Genomic DNA, 19,455 nt, shown 5'->3' with positions numbered 1-19,455 from the left:
GCGCAAGGGCGAAGAGGCGGGTCAGAGTCCGTTGGGGATCACGGTGAGCGTGCCGGATCCCCGGTTGGTCAGGACGAGATCGTCGTACCCATCGCCGTCCAGGTCCGCGGCGGCGATGGCGTTGGGGCCGGGCGAGGTGCCGGTCGAGACGACGGGGCCCGCGACGAAGGTCCCGTTGCCGTTGCCGGTCATCGGGCGGACGCCGCCCGAGGAGGTGGTGACCAGGATGTAGGCGTCGAGCTTGCCATCGCCGTTGAAATCGCTGGCCACGACCCCCAGCGCCGAGTTGGCGATCGCGGTGGGCGAGGCGGTGGATGAGACGCCGCTCGCGACCGTGCCGTTGCCGTTCCCCTTGAAGAAGAAGAGGAACCGGCCGGCCGCGCCGTTCGAGAGGATGTCGAGCTTGCCGTCGCCGTCGGCGTCGCCAAAGGCGATGCCCGCCGTCTGGCCGTTGGCAGAATTGGTGTAGGCGACCGGCGCGGCGAACGAGCCGTTGCCCTGGTTGATGAGGATCGAGAGACGCGCGGTGCCGGGGCTCGTCACCACGAGATCGGAGAACCCGTCGCCGTTCAGATCGCGGCAGGCGATGCTCGACTGCACGCCCCCGGTGCCCGAGATGGAGATGAGCGTGGGCGCGCCGAAGCTGCCCCCGCCGGTGCCCAGGATCACGCTCACACGACTCAGGGTCACGCTGGTGGTGGCGATGTCGGCCACCCCGTCGTTATCGAAGTCCCCGGTGCAGAGGTGGACGGAGCCCGGGGTGCCGGTGGTGAAGCTCGTCGGCGTGTCGAAGGTCCCGGGCGCGCTCGGGCCCAGGTTTCGGTAGACGCTGATGCTCCCGTTGATGAGGGGCAGGTTGGTCTGGCCGTCGACGGTGACGGCGTCGAGCCACCCGTCGCCGTCCACGTCCACCGCCACGACCGCGTTGCTGGAGAGCGGGGCGCCCGTGGTGTAGAGCTCCGGCTGGACGGTCGCGTCGCCGTTGCCGTGGAAGACGGAGAGCGACCCGGAGGGGAACAGCAACGACCCCGATTCGGCGTTGGCCACCAGGACGTCGAGCTTACCGTCGCCATTCACATCGGCGACCGCCGGAGCCAGCGGGTTGTGGGGAACGGAGGTACTGATCGGCGTGCCGGGCACCTGGCCGGAGGGCGGGGTCTGGCAGCCGCCGTTCGAGCAGATTTCTCCCGCCGCGCACGCGAGGTTGCAGGCATTGCAGTGCGAGGCGTCGCTCTGGAGGTTGACCTCGCAGCCGTCGGACGTGAGCCCGTTGCAGTCCGCGAGGCTGCCTTCGCACGCCTCGCAGTGGGTCCCCTCGTAGGTGGGCAAGCACTCGCAGGTGTACCTGTCGATGCCGTCGGTGCAGGTCCCGCCGTTCTGGCACGGGTTGGGCGCGCACTCGTCGATTTCCGTGCACGTGGCGCCGTCGCCGGAGTAACCCGCGTTGCAGGCGCAGGTGAAGGAGCCCGCCGTGTTGGTGCACGTCGCGTTCGCGTCGCAGTTGGCCGTGCCGGCCGCGCACTCGTCGACGTCCGTGCAGGTGACGCCGTCGCCGGAGTAGCCCGCGTTGCAGGCGCAGGTGAAGGAGCCGGCCGTGTTGGTGCACGCGGCGTTCGCGTCGCAGTTGTCGGTGCCGGCGGCGCACTCGTCGACGTCCGTGCAGGTGACGCCGTCGCCGGAGTAGCCCGCGTTGCAGGCGCAGGTGAAGGAGCCCGCGGTGTTGGTGCACGCGGCGTTCGCGTCGCAGTTGTCGGTGCCCAGGGCGCACTCGTTGATATCGGTGCACGTGCCGCTCTGACAGGTGAGGCCATCGCAGCACGGCACCGTGGGGTCGCACGGCGCGTTCACAGCGAGACAGCCCTGGCCGCCGCAGGTCGGGTCGTAGAGCGACGAGCTCGGATCGAGGCTGGTGACGTAGTCCTGGGCGTGGGAGCTGTGCGCGTTGATGCACGCCTGATCGCTGACGCGAATGATCGTGTACGGCTTCGTCGCGGAGCCAGTCTTGTGACAGATCTGGACCGTTCCGTTGACGTCGAAGTAGTTGCACTGCTCGGGAGTGAGCGCATGATGGCCTTCGTCCACGGCCTCGTCCTCGTGATCATCGTCGACCGCGGATGGGCCGGCGCTGGTGCAGCTCGCGAGCAGCAGGGTGGAGAAAGCCGGGATCGCCAGATAGCCGAGAAGAGAGCCTTTGAGGTGACGCATGGTTTGTCCTCTGTTGATGTTGAAGCGGGGGTGCCGCGCTATGCACGAGCCTGCGCTGGCTGGAGAAACCTCAGGTTATGTACTTCAAGAGTTCAAGATCGACGCCGGCGCGAATATGCCGTTTGCGGAGGTGATGTCGAGACGGAACACCAGGCGTGTCCCGCGAGCGCGTACAAGGAGCGGGACCTGCTGGAGGAGGTCATTGTGGGGCGGTTCGAGGGGTCTCCGCGCTTCCGGGACCACTACGTACCCGTACGACCGGTCTCGTCAGTAGGTCTCGACCGCGGCGTAGATGTCGCTCCCACTGCGGAACACGACGAGCGCGCCCTGACTGTTGGGCAGCCCCGCGACGCCCGGCGCCGCGCCGCTCGCCGCGATCAGCCGGGCATCCGCGGCCGAGATGACGCCCGACTGGTACACCATGCGGTCGAGCTGGATGCTCCCGTCGGTGAGCTGGGAGACGACGTACGCATTGCCGACCGGGTCGGCGTCGATCGCGCGGAGGGGCCCAGGAGGGTTGGCGGGGAGCCCGTTCACCTGGGTCGACGTCCCGGGCGCGGAGAGCGGGATGATGTCGATGTCGGTGCCGCCGAAGGTGCCGGTCGTGTAAAGGAGCCCGTTCGAGCCGGCCCAGTCCGAGAAGAACGCTTGCCCGGGGGGGTTCGCCTCGGTGCCGAAGGTGACACCGCCGTCCGTGCTCTGGCGGACGCGGAAGGCAGGGTCGTCCGACGACGAGATCACGTTGCCGCTGATCTTATCGACGATGATCTCGTGGAAGGCGTTCGACTGCGCGATGGTCGTGGAAGCCCACGCGCCGGCGTCGCCGCCCTGGTCGTTGCGCACGATCTGGAGCTGCCCGCCGGCCGGGACGACCGAGATGTAGACGTCCTGGCCGAGCGAGTCGATGCTCACCTCGGCGTCGAGGATGGGCTCCACGAGCTCCTGGACGGTCTCCCAGCTCGCGCCGCCGTCCGTCGAGCGCGTGAAGCTGAGCTTGCCAGGGGCGCGGGTCGCCGCGACGAACGCGGTGTTGCCGGCGCCGCCTTCGATCGCCGCCTCGGCCACGTCGGTGAGGCCGGTCGAGATCGGGGTGCTCCAGGTCTGGCCGAAGTCCTGGCTCGCGGCCGTGAAGGCCTCGCCCCCGCAGATCATCACGACGTAGAACTTGCCGAGCGCATCGCTGGAGACCTTGCGCCCCGTGTTCGGGTTTCCGCCGGCCGGGCACGAGAGGGTGCCGTTGATCTTCTGGGCGGGCACGCTGGTGATGGTGGGCAACTGGCACGCGTGGCAGCCGTCGGCAGGGTCGCTGTCATCCCCGTCATCGCACTCCTCCGTGAGGTAATCGGTCAGACCGTCCCCACAGACCTCCAGGCCCTTGCAGTCTGCGCGGCAGCCGTCGCCGGCGGTCTGGTTTCCGTCGTCGCAGGCCTCCGCTGGCGCCTCGACGAAGCCGTTGCCGCAGCCGGGCAGGACGCACGTCACGCCGTCGCCGGCGTATCCCTCGTTGCAAGCGCAGGTGAAGGAGCCCGTGGTGTTGATGCACGTCGCGTTCGCGTCGCAGTTGTCGGTGCCCAGGGCGCACTCGTTCACATCGGTGCACGTGCCGCTCTGGCAGGTGAGGCCGTCGCAACACGGCACCGTGGGGTCGCACGGCGCGCTCACAGCCAGACAGCCCTGGCCGCCGCAGGTCGGGTCGTAGAGCGGCGAGCTCGGGTCGAGGCTGGTGACGTAGTCCTGGGCGTGGGCGCTGTGCGCGTTGATGCACGCCTGCTCGTTGACGCGAATGATCGTGTACGGCTTCGTCGCGGAGCCGGTCTTGTGGCAGAGCTGGACCGTACCGTTGACGTCGAAGTAGTTGCACTGCTCGGGGGTGAGCGCGTCATGGGCTTCGCCCACGGCCTCGTCGTCGTGATCGCCGTCGGCCGCGGAGGGGCCGGCGCTGGTGCAGCTCGCGACCAGCAGGGTGGAGAACGCCGGGATCGCTAGGTAGCCGAGAAGATATCTCTTGTGATGGCGCATGGTTGTCCTCTGTGTCTGTTCGGGCGGATGGGTGCCGCGCGATGCCGAGCCTGCGCTGGCTGGAGAAGCCTCAGGTCACGCACTTGACAGTTCAAGATCGATGCCAGTGTGAATAAGTTGTTTGCGGAGGCGATGTCGATGCAGGCTCCTGCACGTCTTTCGGCGCGCCGACGCACGAGCCTCCGGCTCTCGTGCTGCGCTCGCGCTGAAATCAGGGCACACCGACTCATCGGGCCCGTTTGCCCGGTATCGCGCACATCACGGTACCGGGCACGAGCAGCCCCTGGGTCCAGCCGCGCTCCGCCGCTGCTGCTGCCTGAATGCCTCAGCTGCGGAGTGCGCCCCTCACCGCCCTAAACGACCGCGGACACTCTGCCCAAATCGATGACGGAGTGTCGCCGCATCATGATGCTCCAGTCAGGCGAGCCGCGTAAATCGAAAATTGGTCCTGGCACACATTCTTGTCGTTCGTGGACAGGCGCTGCCGTTCGTGGACAGGGGCTGCCGTGTGTATACAGGCGATACCGTTGGTCTACGGGCGGTACCGTTCGTGTACGGGCGAACTTGCTCTTGGCATGTCCTCGGACGGGATCCGCACGATCCCGCTGCGATCGAGCGATCAAGGTCGGGTCGCGATCGCCCACGGTCACGCGGTGGCCCGCCGCGGCCCTGCCGCGATCACCGCGCCTGCGCGCTCCTCCGCCCTCGACACGCCCGCACGCGCGGAGGCCGTCAGGGGCTCGCCGTCGCGCGCCGGCCGGTGAAGGTGTCGGAGGCGATGGGATCGCCGGTGTCGCTCGAAGGATCGAGCGGATCTTCCCCGTCCTCGAAGGTGCGCACGACGAGAGAGCCGGCGATCTCGTCGCAGCCCTGACCGACCGTGTCGAGGACGATATCGATCCGGGCCGTCGTCATCAGGGTGTTGTCCTCGTTGTAAACGAAGGCGAACAGGGCGCCCCGAGCGCCGTCGTGACCGACCTTCTCCCAGCTGCCCTGCTGGTTGGAGAAATTGTAGAGGGGCTGCGTCGAGGTGGTCCCGAAGAAGGTCCCGTCAGCCGCGAACGTCCAGAAATCCCTGGCCCCGCCCGCTTCCGAGATCAGGTAGGTCCCTGCGCAGCTGCGGGGGAAGCCGCCGGCCAGTGTGGGCGCCGGCCGGAGCGCGAGCCCGAGGGCCGCGAGCGGGAGCAGCGAGAGAGCGAACAGAAGCCTTTTGCGCATACCGGTTTCGATCCTTCTCCATGGACCGGCGCCACGTGCTCTCGGCGCGTCCTCGCGCCAGTACGCCGCGACAGGTCCGTTCAAACGAGCACGGAAAAACGATTTCTTGTCCCACGGCGGTGACGCCACCGGAAGCCTTTTCGGTGCGGGGAGCTACGGCGCCGGCGACCGATGGTAGAGATATCCATTCAGGTACGCGCAATCGAACTCCGTGACCGGGGTGACGCCTGGATCGAGCGGGTCGACGCCCGTGGCGAAGATCTTGCCCTGACAGCTCGCCGTGAACGTCTCCTTGTCCGGCGCGAACACCAGGACGTAGTCGACGACGGCGATCCCGGAGAACGCGGGCGCTGCGCCGGTCAGATCGAAGTTGAGGTTGAGCATGCGCACGGAGACCGTATGGCTCCCCGCGCGCCTCCAGGAGCCCAGGCTGTCGCTGAACGTGAACCCGCCGGCGCCGAACGTGACCTGATCCGAGAGGGTCATCCCGGCCGTGCCGTCCCGGTGAAGGTGCATGATCTCCGCGCGCTCCGGGAGGCTCGCCACGTAGGCCCCGGCGAAGTCGTTGCCCTCCGCGAAGGCGCCCCCGGCGCCGGCGAAGAGCCCTCCGAGCGCTGCGGCGAGCGCCGTGGCTGCAAGGTGAATTCGAGAGATGCGCATCGTTGAACGCTCCTTTGTATTGAAACCTTCATCCAGTCACGCCGTGCACCGGCTGGACGGACAGTGAAGAAGCACGGAGTTCGGCATCTCGGGAGCTGCGCCTGGCCGAGCAGCGAGGGCGACAGCGCGGGCTGCGTCTCGCGGAGCGCGGCGTCGAAGAGCGCGACCGGATCGACGCTCCAGCGGGCCAGAGCCGCGCCGATGCCCCCGAGCGTCGCGACGGCCGCCTCGCGCACCTCGCCCATGGCCTCGCGCGCCTCGCGCGGGAGCGCACCCCCGGTCCGTCGACTCCGGAGCGGCCGGCTCGGTACATGCGGCGAGGCCCAGCGCCGCGAGGGCGAGCGCGGATGCGCCTCTGAGGAAGCTCGATGTGCTCATGATGGAGAGGTCATCCCTGGCGGCCCCCCGGCAGGGACGCCGCCCCCGGTGCGATCCGTCGCAGGCCCCGCGTTGCCCCCCGACGGGGCCGAGGCGCGTGTGCCCTGACCGCGCACGGTAAACGTCAGCGCAGCGGCCCCACACGCGTTTTTACCGTGAATTCGCTGTGAATCACATCGCCCGGTCCGCGGCTCGCGCCGATCCTCGCGCATTCCGCGGCGGAACGGCCCGACGTTGGGCAAGGCCACACGCTCTCCTCGGGGAGGGGAGAGCGGTGCGATTCACGCTGTTGCATCCGGAGGGGCACCTAGAGCGCCGAACATGTTGAAAACCATCTAATTCCAATGGTTTACGCCGCCTCCTGCATCAGCCGCTGGGCCGCTTCGAGGTTTTGGATCGCCGCTGCGCGGCGGAGGTCGAACAGGTTTCTCCTGGCGCCGATGTAGCGCGCGCTGTGTCCTTTCCGCGCTGCGATGTGGGCGAGCGCATGCTCCACAGCTGTCCGCTGCCGGAGCACCTCGCGCCCCGGCCCGGTCTGCTGCAGCTTCCGGAACTTGCGCTGCAGGGCTTCGTCCTTGGCGATCGATACCGTCCGACCTCGTCCGGAAGCGGCCTGGGTGCACTTAGCTCGCAGAGGGCACGCGCCGCACTCCTCAGGATCAAACTCGACCGTGTCGCCCGGTTCGAATACCTCGACCTGTCCTGCCGGACACGTGATCGTCTTGGCGCGCAGGTCGATCTTGAAGTCGCGCTTGCTGAACAAACCGGGGCTGCGAGCCCGCTGGCCCCAAGGTTTCGAGAACACCTGGCCGCCCGCGCGGAGCACGTCGTCAACGACCGGGCTGTTCACGTAGGCGCGATCGATGTGAAGCTCGACCAGACGTAGCCCCTGATGCTGGACGTCCTCGGCGAGCGGCGCGGCGCCCTCTTCTTCAGGCCGATTCGCTGGTGTGACGGCGCAGGCGACGATGACGGGAAGGTCAAGGTCGCGTGCGATGTGTTCCTTGTAGCCGTCGAACCGCTTCGAGCGGCTTTTGCGGCCGTGGCGCATCTCGACATCCTCAATGGAGACACGGCGGTCGGGCGCAACGCCTTGCCGGATGCGAATCGTGCCATCCTCGGCTGTTTCCAGGTCCTGGTTTCGAACCTGTGTGAGCGCATCAAGATAGGTGCGAAGTGGCTGCTCGACGACGTCGTCCAGATGCCGGTCCACCCACTGCTGCAGCGACGAGACCTGCCGCTCCAGGATCTGGACCGCCGCCGCTTTCTGCTTCGGGTCGCTCCAGTCGAGGTCGAGCCCGGCCTTGATGCTGGGCGCCAGAAGCAGCGGGATGCCCGCCTTGCGGCAGATCTCCTCGGCAGGACGCCCGGTGATCTTCGACACGACGCCGACGATGCTGCGCGCAGCATGGCCGAGCAGGTTGATCGTGTCCTCAACCCGCCCGGCCCCCGCTAAAGGGCGGCTGTCGATGGCCACGCGCAGCGCTTTGGACACCGCACGCCTCTCGCCCTCCGTCATCGCGCCGGACCGAACGAGCGCCACGGTCCGCTCCAGCAGCACTCGGTCCATCTCGTGCGCTACCATCCGCTCCCGGAACGCCTGCAGCGCGCCCTGCGAGAACGGAGGCGTGGCCGCACCCAGACAGCCGAGCACCATCTGCCAGCGCAGGTCGACGACGGACAGCTCCACCGCCTCGGCATCGGATGCGCCGACGTAGCCCTGGAGCAGCGTGACCATGCACATCAGCGCCGGCGGATGCGGCGGCTCGCCTGCCCCCGTCATCCGGTACATGCCCTCCAGCTGCTCCTGGAACGTCTCATCAAACAGCTCGTGCCGGTGCAGCCTGAGAAAGCCGAACAGGGCTCTCACGCGTGTCAGCCGCTTCATCAGCGACTGCTCCTGCCGCGACAGCTCCACCGGCGGCGACCATCGTTCCATCCGTGAACCTCCGGCCGCGGACGAGATCATGGCCCGGCGAGACGGTCGAGCCTTCCATCGAAGCGCCGGGGATTGTCACAAAATCAACCTGATCGGTGCTCTAGGGGAGCATGCTGACGTAAATGGAAAGTTCTCCGCAGACCGAACTGCGCGCGGCCATCGTGGCCGAGCTGGATCGGGTGGTGACGAGCCCGGTGTTCGGCGGGTCCGCGCGGCAGATCCGGCTGCTCCGCTTCCTGGTCGGCGAGGTGCTCGCGGGGCGCGGCGCCGAGCTGCGCGCGCCCCTCCTCGCCACGCGCATCTTCGATCGGCCCGAGGGCTTCGACTCCACCGAGGACTCGATCGTGCGCGTCGAGATGAGCAAGCTCCGGCGCGCCCTCGAGCGCTGCTACGCCGCGAACCGCGCCACGGCGGTGCGCATCGAGCTGCCGCGCGGCCGCTACGCCCCCGTCTTCGCCACGGGGCCAGCCGCGCCCGACCCCGCCCAACCCTCCGTCTCCCGGCGGCCCTCGCTCGATTCGCCGCCCTCCGACCGGCCGGGCCCACCGTCCCCCCGAGGGCCGCGGTTCCCGGCCAGCGCCGATGGGCCCGTCATCGCGATCCTCCCCTTTGCCTCGATCACCGCCGTCTCCGCCTCCTTGAACGCGGATGGGTCGGAGAGCGAGCGGCCGGTGCCGGGCTCGACCGGCACGCGGAGCCGCGCCATCGCCCACGGCCTGACCGACCGGCTCGGCGACCTCTTCGTTCGCGCCCCCCGCGTGCGCGTGCTCTCGCGCGCCGCCACCCTGGAAGAGGCCGAGGCGCGGGGCGCGCGCTACGTGGTCGAGGGGAGCGTGCGCCTCATCCCCGGCGCGCTCCGCGTGGCGGTCAAGCTCCACGACACGACGCGCGGAATCCAGGTGTGGAGCAAGACGTTCGACCGCTCCGACGTCGACAACCGCCTGTTCGCGGTCGAGGACGAGATCGCGCGCGACATCACCACCTTGCTCGTCGCGCTGCCCCTCGGCGCCGTCCATGCCATCGAGGCCGAGGAGCGCTGCGTCCACCCTCCGCGCTCGGCGTACGAGGTGCTCCTGCGCTTCCCCCGGTGGCTCGCCACCTTCGATGGCCGCCTGCAAGCCGAGCTCGCGGACCACTGCGCGCGCTTCCTCGAGCGCGACCCCGATGACGGGGTGCTGCTGGCCTATTCCTCGTTTCTTCATGTGCTCTCGTCGTGGACGGCCGCCGGCAGGGATCACGACCGTTGCCGGTCCGCCGATCATGCGCGCCGGGCCGTGGCGCTGGAGCCCAAGCTGGCCAACCCCCACCAGGTGCTCGCGTTCGTGCTGCTCGACGCCGGCGACGGCCCGGGGGCGCAGGCCGCGGCCAAGGTCGCCCTGAAGCTCGGCGGGCCGCTCATGTTCACGGGCTTCCTCCTCGCGCTCTCCGGCGACTGGGAGCGCGGCACTGCCATCCTCCGCAAGCATCGGAGCTTGACGAAGCGTTATCCCGGCACCGTCCACCACGCCCTCGCGCTCGACGCCTGCCGCCGCGGCGACTACGCGGCTGCCCTCATCGAGGCCGAGGCCATCACCACCCCCAACCTCGCCTGGAGCGCGCTCGACCGCGCCGTTGTCCTGGCCCGCCTCGGCCGCGTCGCCGACGCCCGCGCCGCCGGCCGCGACCTCGCCGCCATCCTGCCCGAGGTCGCGCGGGATCCCCGGGCCGTCGTCCGTCGCGTGACCGCGGACCAGGCCCTGGTCGACGACCTCGTGGAGGCGCTCGCGCTCGCAGGGCTCGGCTGAAGCGGGGAGGCAGCGGCCGGGTGCCGCCGGCTAGCGCCGATGCCCCTCAGTTGCCTTGAGAGCGCCTTCCATGGCGCATGGTCGCCCGCTTCAAGGCTTGAACGGCCGACTCGGCCGCCCAGCCGGCGATTTCATGCCACGAAATGGCCCTCTGGGCCGCCCAGCCGCCCATCTCATGCCTCGATCCGCCCCGCTGGGCCCCCGAGTCGGCCATCTCACGCCTTGAAATGGCCGACTCGGTCCCCGAGGCGCCCGTTGCAACGCTTGCATCGAGCGTTGCAACGGAACCGCCGGCTCACGCGTCCGGCGAGGCCTCCGGCTGGCCCGCCGGCGCGCCGGTCGGCGCCGCCGGCGCGCCCGGCTGGCCGGTCGGGAGCCCGTCGCTCACGCCGGTCGCGCGGTGAATCTCGGCGAGGTCGTCGAAGATGAGCGGCAGGAGCTCCGGCTTGCCGAGGTGGGCGAGCAGCCCGCGCACGAGGCTCTTGTTGGCGTTGTAGACACCCAGCCAGGCGTCGCGTGCGGTCGACACCTCGGGGCCGAGCTCGAGCCGCTCGACGCGCGAGGCGCGCTGCTGCCGCTCGATGATCCCGAGCTTCTCGTGCGCCTCCCGGAGCTCGGCCAGCCACATGTCCGCGCCCCGCACCTGGTCGCGGTGCTTCTCGAGCTCGTCGGCGATGTGCCCTACCGCGGCCGTGAGCTTCGTGAGCCGCCGGCGCGCCAGCACGCTCGGCGCCTCGCCGCGGAAGAACACCTTGGGGTCGACCGGCCTCCCCTTGAGCGAGTCGAGGTATGCGGAGAACCGCACCACGACGTCCCGCGCCTCATCGAGCACCGCGCCGCTGTCGAGCTGCGGCGCCGGCCTGGGCTGGCGATCGAGGACGTCGGACATCGCCTGATCGGCGACGAGCTGCTTGCCGATCGCGAACTCCACCATGCCGTCGAGCGGCGGGACCTTGCCCATCAGGACCGCGGCCATCTGCTCGCGCGCGAACTTGCCGTAAATCTTCGTCTCGAAAGGATCGATGTAGGGGTCTGCCACAGGCGCCTCCTTGGTTGAGCAAAACGGGGCCATGTTGGCGGGCCTGGGCGGATATGGCAATGCCTGGAGGACTCGCCAGGACGGGAAGGCACGAATCGGGCGCCCTGCGGCCGAGCAGCCCATTCGCTTCTCCATCGCTGCTGATCTCTTTCACCCTCCTTGTTGCGCCATCGCGCACCGTGCTGCGTCGCTCACCGCGATCGCGGCGGAATGCTGCTCACCGGCGCGTGGCCGTGTCCATGGCCGTCGACGTCCGCGCGCAGCCGTCGCAGGAGCTCCTCGCGGTCGCCTGCGTAGGCACCTCGCGGGAAGTCGCGCCGGTGCCGCTCGAGCAGGCGCCGCGCGTCGACGGTTCGACCTGTGGCGAGCGTCGCGATGGCCAGCCGGATCAGCCGCTGCTCGGGCGTCGATCGGGCGCCGTCGCCCCGAGCACGCGCGGACGGAGGCCGCGCGGTCGCCCGGTTGTGGCTCGCGGCCTCAAGGGCGCGAGTCACGGCGCCGGCGCCCAGGGGATTCGTGGGCACCTCCGGGCTCGGGGGGACGGGGCTGCCGTGCTGGGCTGGCCAGGCGGGAGCTGGCTTTGCGGCGTGCGGAGAGCGCAGCGCAACGGCGTGGGCGATCGGCAACGGGAAGTCGCCGCCCCCGGCCGGGGCGAGCAGGACGAGCGCGCCCGCCACGGCGCCGGGCGCGGCGCGGGCCGCCCATCGTCCGACGGCCACCGGCGCCACCGGCGCCACCGGCGACGTGCGCCGCGGCCTCGCCGCTCGGCGGGCCTCTCCGGGAGACGGCGCGCGCCGGAGAGCGCGGCGAGCCCGGTCGAGCAGCCGCCGCAGCCGACCTCGCCGCAGCGCGCCTCCATGTAGCAGCGGGCTCTCCCGCAGCGAGCCCGAGGCAGCGCGCGCCTCGCGCAGGCCGAACGCGACGGCGAGCAGCGCGCCGCGGCCGCGGTTCCGCGCCAGCCAGCGCCGCGCGGCGGCGCCGAGGCTCAGCCGCGCGAGCCGGAGGTGGTTCCACACGGTGCTGCGCGGGAGCGCGCGCTCCTCGGCGATGTCCTGGACCGCCGCCTCCTCCAGATCGTGCGCGACAAGGATCTCGCGGCGCGCCGGAGGGACCGAGAGGAGCAGCTCCGCGAGGATCTCGCTCCGTTGCGCCTCGATCAGCCGTGTCTCGGAGTCCGGCGCATCGCTGGAGAGCTCGTCCAGCGCCTCCTCCGGCCACAGCGCCTCGTGCCGGCGATGGGCGCGCTCGCGCTCGTGGGAGATCAGGTTGAACGCGATCCGCAGGAGCCACGCGCGCACGGTCCCGAGGCGTGGATCGAACCGGGGCAGCGACCGCGCGGCGCCGTGGAAGATCTCCTGGACCAGGTCGTCCCGATCCGCCCCATGGAAACCTTGCCGCTCCACGTAGCGGCGAATGGCGTCCTGGTGCTCGGTCATGATCGCCTCCAGGGTGAGCGGTGATCCCTCGGCGGCGTCGTCGGTCTCGCGAGATGGTTTCCCCATACCAACCCAGTTACGTGGCGCGCCTGTTCGACATTTGAAAAACGTCATGCAGGCCGAGCCGAACCAGGCCCGTTGTGCTCGCATGCGCGCGCTCTCTGCATCTGGCCCTGGAGGAGGCGGCGAAGCATTCCGGAAGGCCACAAAAATTGCCTGACGATTGCATCCATTTCGTCGCCCTCTTCGGACCAAGGCGGCTTGACCGTATGGAGCCTCCCACGTAGGGTGCCGGGGAGATGGGCTCCACGGGCAGGTTGCTCCTCGCGGTGGCCGCCGCATCTGCCGTGTGGAGTCTCGCGGCAGTGTCCGCCGGCGAAGAACGCCATGATGGACCGTCCGAAGCGGCCTCGGCGCGCTCTGCCGAGGCGGACGAGGCGTTCGCGCGGGGCGAGAGGGCGCGGCGCGCCGGGCGGTGGGAGGAAGCCGAGGCGGCGTATCGCGCGGCGTGGCAGGCGGATCCGCGGCCGGAGCTCGCGGGAGAGCTGGGCCTCGCCGAGCTCGCGCTCGGGCGGCTCCGGGATGCGGCGGAGCACCTGGGGGCGTCGCTGCTGTATCCGGAGACGCTCGCGCCGGCGGCGCGGCGGCGCTTCTCCGAGGGGCTACGGCGGGCGGAGCGCGAGGTCTCGTCGGCGACCGTCGCGGTGAGCCGGCCAGAAGCCGAGGTGTTCATCGACGGCCGCCGGATCGGCCGCGGACAGGCCACGTACTTCGTTTACCTGGATCCGGGGCGGCACGAGGCGCGCGGCAAGCTCGAAGGGTATATCGACGAGGTCTATCCGTTCGAGGCGCAGCGGGGCCGGGAGTCGATGATCGGCCTTCACCTGCAGCCCAAACCCCCGCCGCCGCCTGCGGCGCCGGTCGCGCCGGTGCGGGCCGCAGCGGCGCCCGCAGCGGCGAGCGGCCCGGCGGCGGGCACGGTGTTCCGCATCGGCGGGCTCGCGCTCGCGGCCGCCGGGGTCGCGCTGGGCGCAGGCCTCTCGGTCGAGGCGTCGGCGCGCGGCGACGAGGCGGCGGCGCTGGAGGAGGGGATCCGCCGGCGGGGCGGGCCGGCGGCGTGCCTGTACGACGAGCACACGGCGGCGTGCGGGGAGCTGGGCGACAAGCGCCGCGCGCGCGACACGCTGGAGACCGCGGCCTGGGCGAGCTTCGTGGGCGCCGGCTTCGTCGGCGCGGTCGCGCTCTCGTCGTTCTGGTGGGCCCCGGCGCCGGGCACGGGCGCTGTGCGCGCTGTGCCGCTCGCGACCGCGAAGGGCGGGGGCGTCCTCGTCGTCGGCGCCTGGTAGGTTGCGAGGGCGATGGTGAGGAGGGGAGGATCATGAGAGGCATGCAGGGCTTGCTGTCCGGGCTCTTGCTCCTCGGCGCGGGCGGCCTGGCGGCGGCGGGCGGATGCGGCGGCGGCGCGGAGTACGGCTGCGCGGAGGAGGTCGCCTGCGAGATCGTCAACGACGACGGCACGAGCAACGGGTACTGCTGGGGCCGGTGCGTGCCCGAGCCGCCCGAAGGAATGCCCGCGCCGGAGCTCGTCTGGACGGGGGCCGAGCCGCTGGCGCCGTCCTGCGACGATCTCGTCTGGGCCGTCCCCGGGACGGCGGGCGAGGTGGTGCAGCTCGCCTTCGAGCCCGCGAAGTTCAGGGGGCGGACGCTGCCCAGCGAGCGCCACGAATGCCCCACGTGCGCGTGCTCCTCGCCGTCCTGCGCGCTGCCTTCGGACATCGCGGCGAGCTCGCTGTCCACGTGCATGGAAGCGCCCGCGGAGACGCAGACGCCCTTTGTGCCGCCTCCGGACTGGGACGGCTCGTGCGTATCGCCGGGCTGGGTGCCGCCGGAGCAGCTCGGCTCGCTCGCGATCGGTCCGACCCGCGAGGTGCCGTGCGCGCCGGTGGTCGAGGAGGCGCCGGTGCCCCGCGATGTGCCTGTCATCGAGGTCGCGGTCGCATGCAGAAGCAGGCTGGTCCATGACCTGTGCGCGCTGCCTGGCCAGCTCTGCATGATCTATCAGCAGCAGGACCACCTGCCCGAGGGGTGGCGGCACTGCCGCCGCTTGCCGGGGGAAGACGTCCCGTGCGAGGCGCCTGCGGAGCCGGGGAATCCCTGGCCGACGTACTCGGAGAAGCTGGGGGTGTTCTACGCCGAGGTGAACGACACGCGCGACTGCACGCCGTGCACCTGCAAGGCGGTCGAGGAGGGCCGGTGCGAGGCAAGGGTGTCCGCGTACCAGGACCGCGCGTGCGGCGATCCGCTCGTCAGCGACATCCGTGTGACGGAAGACGGGAGCTGCCACGACCCGGTGCCGGATTCCACGCTCGGGAGCCTGAGCGCGACGTGGATCGTCAACGAGCCCGGGCGCTGCATCCCGGAGGGCGGCATGGAAGTGGGCGAGCTGAAGGGCGAGGGGGCGGAGACGATCTGCTGCCTGCCCAGCGAACGATGAGCCGGGAGGGTCTCCTTTTGCTTCCGGGCAGATAGTCGTCGGGCAGCAGCCGCAACGCCTCGTCGGGCGCGACGAGGAGCCGTTGCTCCGGCGGCAGCCCGGCGAGCCGCTGCTCCGGCGGCAGCCCGGCGAGCCGCTGCTCCGGCGGCAGCCCGGCGAGTCTCCTCTGCACCGATACGATCCACCAACCCCCGGCGGGCCTCGACCGTCCGCGCCTCGCCGTGGCCGAGCAAGAGTAGCAGATCGTCGCGCTTGTCCTCGACCAGCCTCTCAAAGCCCTCGTCTTATCGCAGTACGAAGATGGGTAATCTGTCGTTCGCGACCATCAGCCTCGAAGATCGGCTCGAGGATCATCGGGACGGCGGCCCGGACCACGCGGTCCAGAATCGTGGGAATCGGACACCTCCATGCGTCACACGACCACCTCGACACTCACCGACTTGGGCGTCTCCGCCTGTGCCTCACCCTCAGGCATCGGTGAGGCCGCGCAACAGTTTCGCCAGGATGCCCGGATCACGGCGAGAGGCCCCGCCCGCCAGGCGCGGGCGAGCCTCCGCCGTGTCTACATCGGGCGCACGCGGGTTACCTCACACGATTCAGAGCACAGGTCCACGCAGGTGTGAGCGCCGCCACACACCAGCCGCGACCGCCGAGCTCTGGATCAAATTGGCTTGGCAATGCTGGACAGACCCTGTAAGGGTCCGGCATATCATCAAATACACTTGACGTGAGCGCGATGGCCATTCGCGAGCTGACAGTGTGGGCACGATGACCCGGGGGGCGCGTGGATATCGAAGGAATGCAGGCTGAGCTGGAGCGGCTCCGCCGTGAGATCGAGGCGCTGGAGCAGCGCGCCCAGGCCGCGGAGGCGCAGGCGGCCCTGTACCAGGGCGTCTTCGAGCATCTGCCCGTCCCGTCGGCTCTCTACCGCGCCGACGGCGTCCTGGCGGACATCAACCGCCGGAACCGCGAGATGCTGGCCGTGCCGTCGAAGGAAGCCATGGTCGGCAAGCACAATATGTACGAGGATCCGGTGGCCGTGGCGGGCGGATACACCGCCCATTTCGATCGGGTGATCCGGAGCGGCGAATGCGTGATCATGGCGCCGACCCCGTACGACACGGCCGACGCCGGCCTGGAGCGCGCCGAGGACCGCACCGTCTGGACCGAGACCAGGATGTCGCGGGCCGACGTGGGCGGCGCGCGCTACGTGATCGGGATCAACCTCGACGTGACGGACAGGATGCGCGCCGAGAAGGCGTACCAGGACGGCGCGGCATTTGTCACCGCAATCGTCGAGCACGCGCCCAGCGCCGTCTACGTCAAGGATCTGGACGGCCGCTACGCGCTCGTCAACAGGCACTTCGAGCGGCTCATGGGCCTCTCCCGCGAGGCGGTGCTCGGGCGCGCCGCTCGCGACGTCGTGCCCTCGGAGCTCGCCGAGCGTCTCGAGCAGTCGGAGCGGCAGGTCATCGCGACGGGGGCGCCGCTCGTCATGGAGGAGCAGCTCCTGCTCGAGGGCCGCACCCATTACTTCGTGACCACGAGGTTCCCGCTGCTCGATTCGCGAGGGAGGCTGTATGCGGTGTGCGGCATCTCCGTGGAGGTCACCGAGAGCCGAGCGGCCGAGGCCGAGGCTCAGCGGCTCCAGGACGAGATCATCCGCCTGCAGGAGGCCAGGCTGCGCGCCCTCTCCACGCCGCTGCTGCCGATCGCGCGCGGCGTGGTGGTGATGCCGCTCGTCGGCAACATCGACGCGCCCCGGGCGCAGCAGGTGCTCGAGACCCTGCTGGAAGGCATCGTCGCCCACCAGGCCTCCATGGTGATCCTCGACGTTACAGGCGTGCCGACCATCGACACCCAGGTCGCCAGCGCGCTGGTGCGGACGGCGCGGGCGGTGAATCTGCTCGGCGCGCAGGTGCTCGTGACGGGGATCCAGCCCGCGATCGCGCGGGCGCTCGTGGAGCTCGGGGCGGATCTGGGCGGGATCCTGGTGCGGTCCACGCTCGATTCGGGCATCGCGTACGCCCTCGCGTCCGGCTCCGGGCGCGTGAGCGGGCAAGCCCGCGAGCTGTCGAGCGGAGGCGACCCCTTCGATCGGCGACTCGAGCGCCGATCGCGCTGATCGAGCGAGAGATGAACCGCCGAGGCGGATGCGCCGGTCGCATCCACCGCGGCAGTTACCCTCCGCAGCCGGTGCGGCGCGCGCATCCCGAAGGGCGATCGGGGCATGCGACCCCGCGAGGCCCGCTGCCCGCCTACTTGGCGAAGGCCGACCCATTCCAGACGTACCGCACCGGCTGCGCTCCCCCCCACGGCAGGAGCAGCGGCTCGAAGCCGCCGACAGGGCCCTTGTCCTGGTTGAACGGATACGTCTGCTCCGTCCACTCGACGGCCCGCCCGGGGGCGAGCTCGATCCCCACCTTGTCGCCCGCGCGCACGAACTTGAGCTCGCCGACGATCTTCTTGTCGCCGATGCTGCGCCCGACCTCGGCCGCGAACACCCGCTGGATGCTGTCGCCCTCCAGCCGGAAGACGAGCACCACGTCGCGGTCCACCGTCGCGCCGCCCGCCTCCTTGGGCGCCGCCGCGCGGACGGTGCCGTGGACGATGATCTCCGCCTTGCCGTCGCCGGTGAGATCGAGCGCGCGCACCGAGCGGATGTCGGCCGGAGAGGCGAACTGCGCCAGCGTCATGAACGCGTACCCCGTGCCGCCCCGGAAGCCCTTGCCGAACACCACGAGGTCGCGGTCGTGCAGGAGCACCCGCTCGGGCTCGCGACCCCCGGCCACGTCGGCGCCGAGATCGAACCGCGGCTTGCTCGACGAGGCGCCGCGGTCGCGCCGGTAGAGCGCGTACACCTTGTCGAGCATCTCGGCCGGCGACAGCCCGGCCGGCTTCGCCGCGCCCCGCGGCTCCTCGGCCCTCGCCGCCGCCGCCGGGCGCGCGACCGCGGCCGCCGCCTGCCGCTCCTCGCTCGCCTTCGTGAACACCCCCCCGTTCAGCTTGTAGAGCTGCGACTTGATCGACCCCCACGGCAAGAGCAGCGGGTCGTACGTCTGCTCCACCCCCTCCGCGTAGTTGCTCGCGTCGTACCGGGTCGCCTTGCCCGGCTCGACGCGGATCGCCATCTTCCCCCCGTCGGGAACGAGCTCGACGTCGTTGACGACCGAGCCCTTCTCCGTCGAGATCGCGATCTCGTGCTGGAAGATCGGCCTCGGCGTGTCGCCGGCGCCGAACTGCAGCACGTGCATCACCTCGCGGTACTTGGCGCCGCTGCCGGTGCGCTTGCGCAGGATGAGCTCGGCCTGGCCGTCGCCCGTCACGTCGCGGGCCGTGAGCGACGGGAGCATCCCCTCGCTGGCGTCGACCCCGAGGTCCTCGAAGTAGTACTGCGCGCCCTTCCGGAACCCGGGGCCGAGGACGACCAGGTACCGCTCGTACACGGTCACCCGCTCCCGCATCGCGTCGCCGGCGACGTCGGCGACGAGGTCGTACTTCGGGGCGCTGCGGATGCCCTTGCTCCTCAGCAGGCCGTCGATGACCGCGAGCTCGGGCTCGGTCGCGAGCGGCGACAGCGACGCGTACGCCTCCGAGGCGGCGCTGCCGACGATCGCGTCGACCCCGCCGGCGCCGTCGGCGTCGTGGACGAAGAGCCCCGCCCGCAGCCCGACCCGGGTCGTCGCCGCCTCGGGGAACGCCGACCAGGGGACGCTCGCCTCGAGCGTGTACCCGCCGGCCCGCGGCGCCTCGATGACCTTCGCCCCCGCCGCCTCCTTGCCGCCCGGCAGCTTCACGATGCCCCGGGTCTTGCCCGGCTGGCCCGGGTAGAGCGAGACCTCCTGGACCTTCCCGCCCGGGAAGCCGAGGACGAGCTTCACGTGGTCCGCGCCGCCGCGCAGCGCGTCATCGGTCACGTCGGCGGCCACGTAGACCCGCGCGTCGTCGTAGGCGATGGCCACCTGCGCGGCGAGGTCGGCCTTGCTCGGCTTGCCCTTCACCTTGACGCCGAGGGTCGTGAGCGCGACCGGCCACTCCTTCGGGACCCCGTCCAGCTTGAGCCACTTCGACTCGACCAGCGGCGCCGCGATCGGCGCGCCGGCGGCGAGGGCGGGGGAGGGTGCCGCGGCCGCGAGGGCGACCAGCGCGACCAGCGCGGCCGGCGCGAGCGCGGCGAGGCGGGAACCGAGGGCAGGCGCCCCAGGCGCACGGAGGAAAGGTGTTCTACGTCTCATAAGCTCGGGTTTGGACGCCTCTCCGCGCCCGCTTGTTCTTACCACGAG

Annotated in this window: 12 protein-coding genes; 4 read left to right on the top strand and 8 right to left on the bottom strand. The window is 70.6% G+C overall.

The features are described 5' to 3' along the window. Nucleotides 1–21: 21 nt before the first annotated feature. The 5 genes from NQZ70_RS34290 to NQZ70_RS34270 form a co-directional block, all read right to left on the bottom strand. Nucleotides 22–2,205 carry an FG-GAP-like repeat-containing protein gene (locus tag NQZ70_RS34290; RefSeq protein WP_129577996.1) on the bottom strand — a complete coding sequence of 728 codons (2,184 nt, stop codon included), beginning with the start codon at nucleotides 2,203–2,205 and terminating at the stop codon, nucleotides 22–24. Nucleotides 2,206–2,472: 267 nt separating this feature from the next. Continuing rightward, complete coding sequence (locus tag NQZ70_RS34285; protein ID WP_207217566.1) at nucleotides 2,473–4,224, bottom strand: EGF domain-containing protein; 1,752 nt, start codon at nucleotides 4,222–4,224, stop codon at nucleotides 2,473–2,475. Nucleotides 4,225–4,956: 732 nt separating this feature from the next. Next, entirely contained in the window at nucleotides 4,957–5,442 is a 486-nt protein-coding gene (locus NQZ70_RS34280; protein WP_129577995.1) for a hypothetical protein, read from the bottom strand. Nucleotides 5,443–5,595: 153 nt separating this feature from the next. After that, nucleotides 5,596–6,102 (bottom strand): hypothetical protein, encoded by a 507-nt coding sequence (locus NQZ70_RS34275; protein WP_129577994.1) that lies wholly within the window; start codon nucleotides 6,100–6,102, stop codon nucleotides 5,596–5,598. Between the two features lie 727 nt (nucleotides 6,103–6,829). Further along, the gene (locus NQZ70_RS34270) at nucleotides 6,830–8,419 is read right to left on the bottom strand and encodes an IS1182 family transposase (protein WP_129572542.1); all 1,590 of its coding nucleotides are present in this window, start codon (nucleotides 8,417–8,419) and stop codon (nucleotides 6,830–6,832) included. A 122-nt stretch (nucleotides 8,420–8,541) separates the two neighbouring features. On the opposite strand from NQZ70_RS34270, the gene NQZ70_RS34265 reads away from it, so the two are divergent. Continuing rightward, nucleotides 8,542–10,203 (top strand): hypothetical protein, encoded by a 1,662-nt coding sequence (locus NQZ70_RS34265; RefSeq protein WP_129577993.1) that lies wholly within the window; start codon nucleotides 8,542–8,544, stop codon nucleotides 10,201–10,203. A 295-nt stretch (nucleotides 10,204–10,498) separates the two neighbouring features. Here the strand turns inward: NQZ70_RS34265 and NQZ70_RS34260 are convergent, their stop codons facing one another. Continuing rightward, entirely contained in the window at nucleotides 10,499–11,242 is a 744-nt protein-coding gene (locus NQZ70_RS34260; protein ID WP_129577992.1) for a hypothetical protein, read from the bottom strand. A 191-nt stretch (nucleotides 11,243–11,433) separates the two neighbouring features. Continuing rightward, the gene (locus NQZ70_RS34255; protein WP_129577991.1) at nucleotides 11,434–12,744 is read right to left on the bottom strand and encodes an RNA polymerase sigma factor; all 1,311 of its coding nucleotides are present in this window, start codon (nucleotides 12,742–12,744) and stop codon (nucleotides 11,434–11,436) included. Between the two features lie 299 nt (nucleotides 12,745–13,043). Here NQZ70_RS34255 and NQZ70_RS34250 point away from each other — a divergent pair, with 299 nt between their 5' ends. The 3 genes from NQZ70_RS34250 (at nucleotide 13,044) to NQZ70_RS34240 (ending at nucleotide 17,297) form a co-directional block, all read left to right on the top strand. After that, a complete protein-coding gene (locus tag NQZ70_RS34250) occupies nucleotides 13,044–14,024 on the top strand; it encodes a hypothetical protein (RefSeq protein ID WP_272826249.1) in 981 nt (326 codons plus the stop codon). A 32-nt stretch (nucleotides 14,025–14,056) separates the two neighbouring features. After that, entirely contained in the window at nucleotides 14,057–15,172 is a 1,116-nt protein-coding gene (locus tag NQZ70_RS34245) for a hypothetical protein (protein WP_129577989.1), read from the top strand. Nucleotides 15,173–15,971: 799 nt separating this feature from the next. Then, complete coding sequence (locus NQZ70_RS34240; RefSeq protein ID WP_129577988.1) at nucleotides 15,972–17,297, top strand: PAS domain-containing protein; 1,326 nt, start codon at nucleotides 15,972–15,974, stop codon at nucleotides 17,295–17,297. A 133-nt stretch (nucleotides 17,298–17,430) separates the two neighbouring features. Here NQZ70_RS34240 and NQZ70_RS34235 read toward each other — a convergent pair whose 3' ends face one another. Next, entirely contained in the window at nucleotides 17,431–19,407 is a 1,977-nt protein-coding gene (locus NQZ70_RS34235) for a hypothetical protein (protein ID WP_129577987.1), read from the bottom strand. Nucleotides 19,408–19,455: the final 48 nt, after the last annotated feature.

The sequence above is a fragment of the Sorangium sp. So ce836 genome (assembly GCF_028553905.1).
GTDB lineage: Bacteria > Myxococcota_A > Polyangia > Polyangiales > Polyangiaceae > Sorangium > Sorangium cellulosum_D.
The sequence above is the reverse complement of the archived record's forward strand: the minus strand, read 5'-3'. Positions and strand labels throughout refer to the sequence as shown.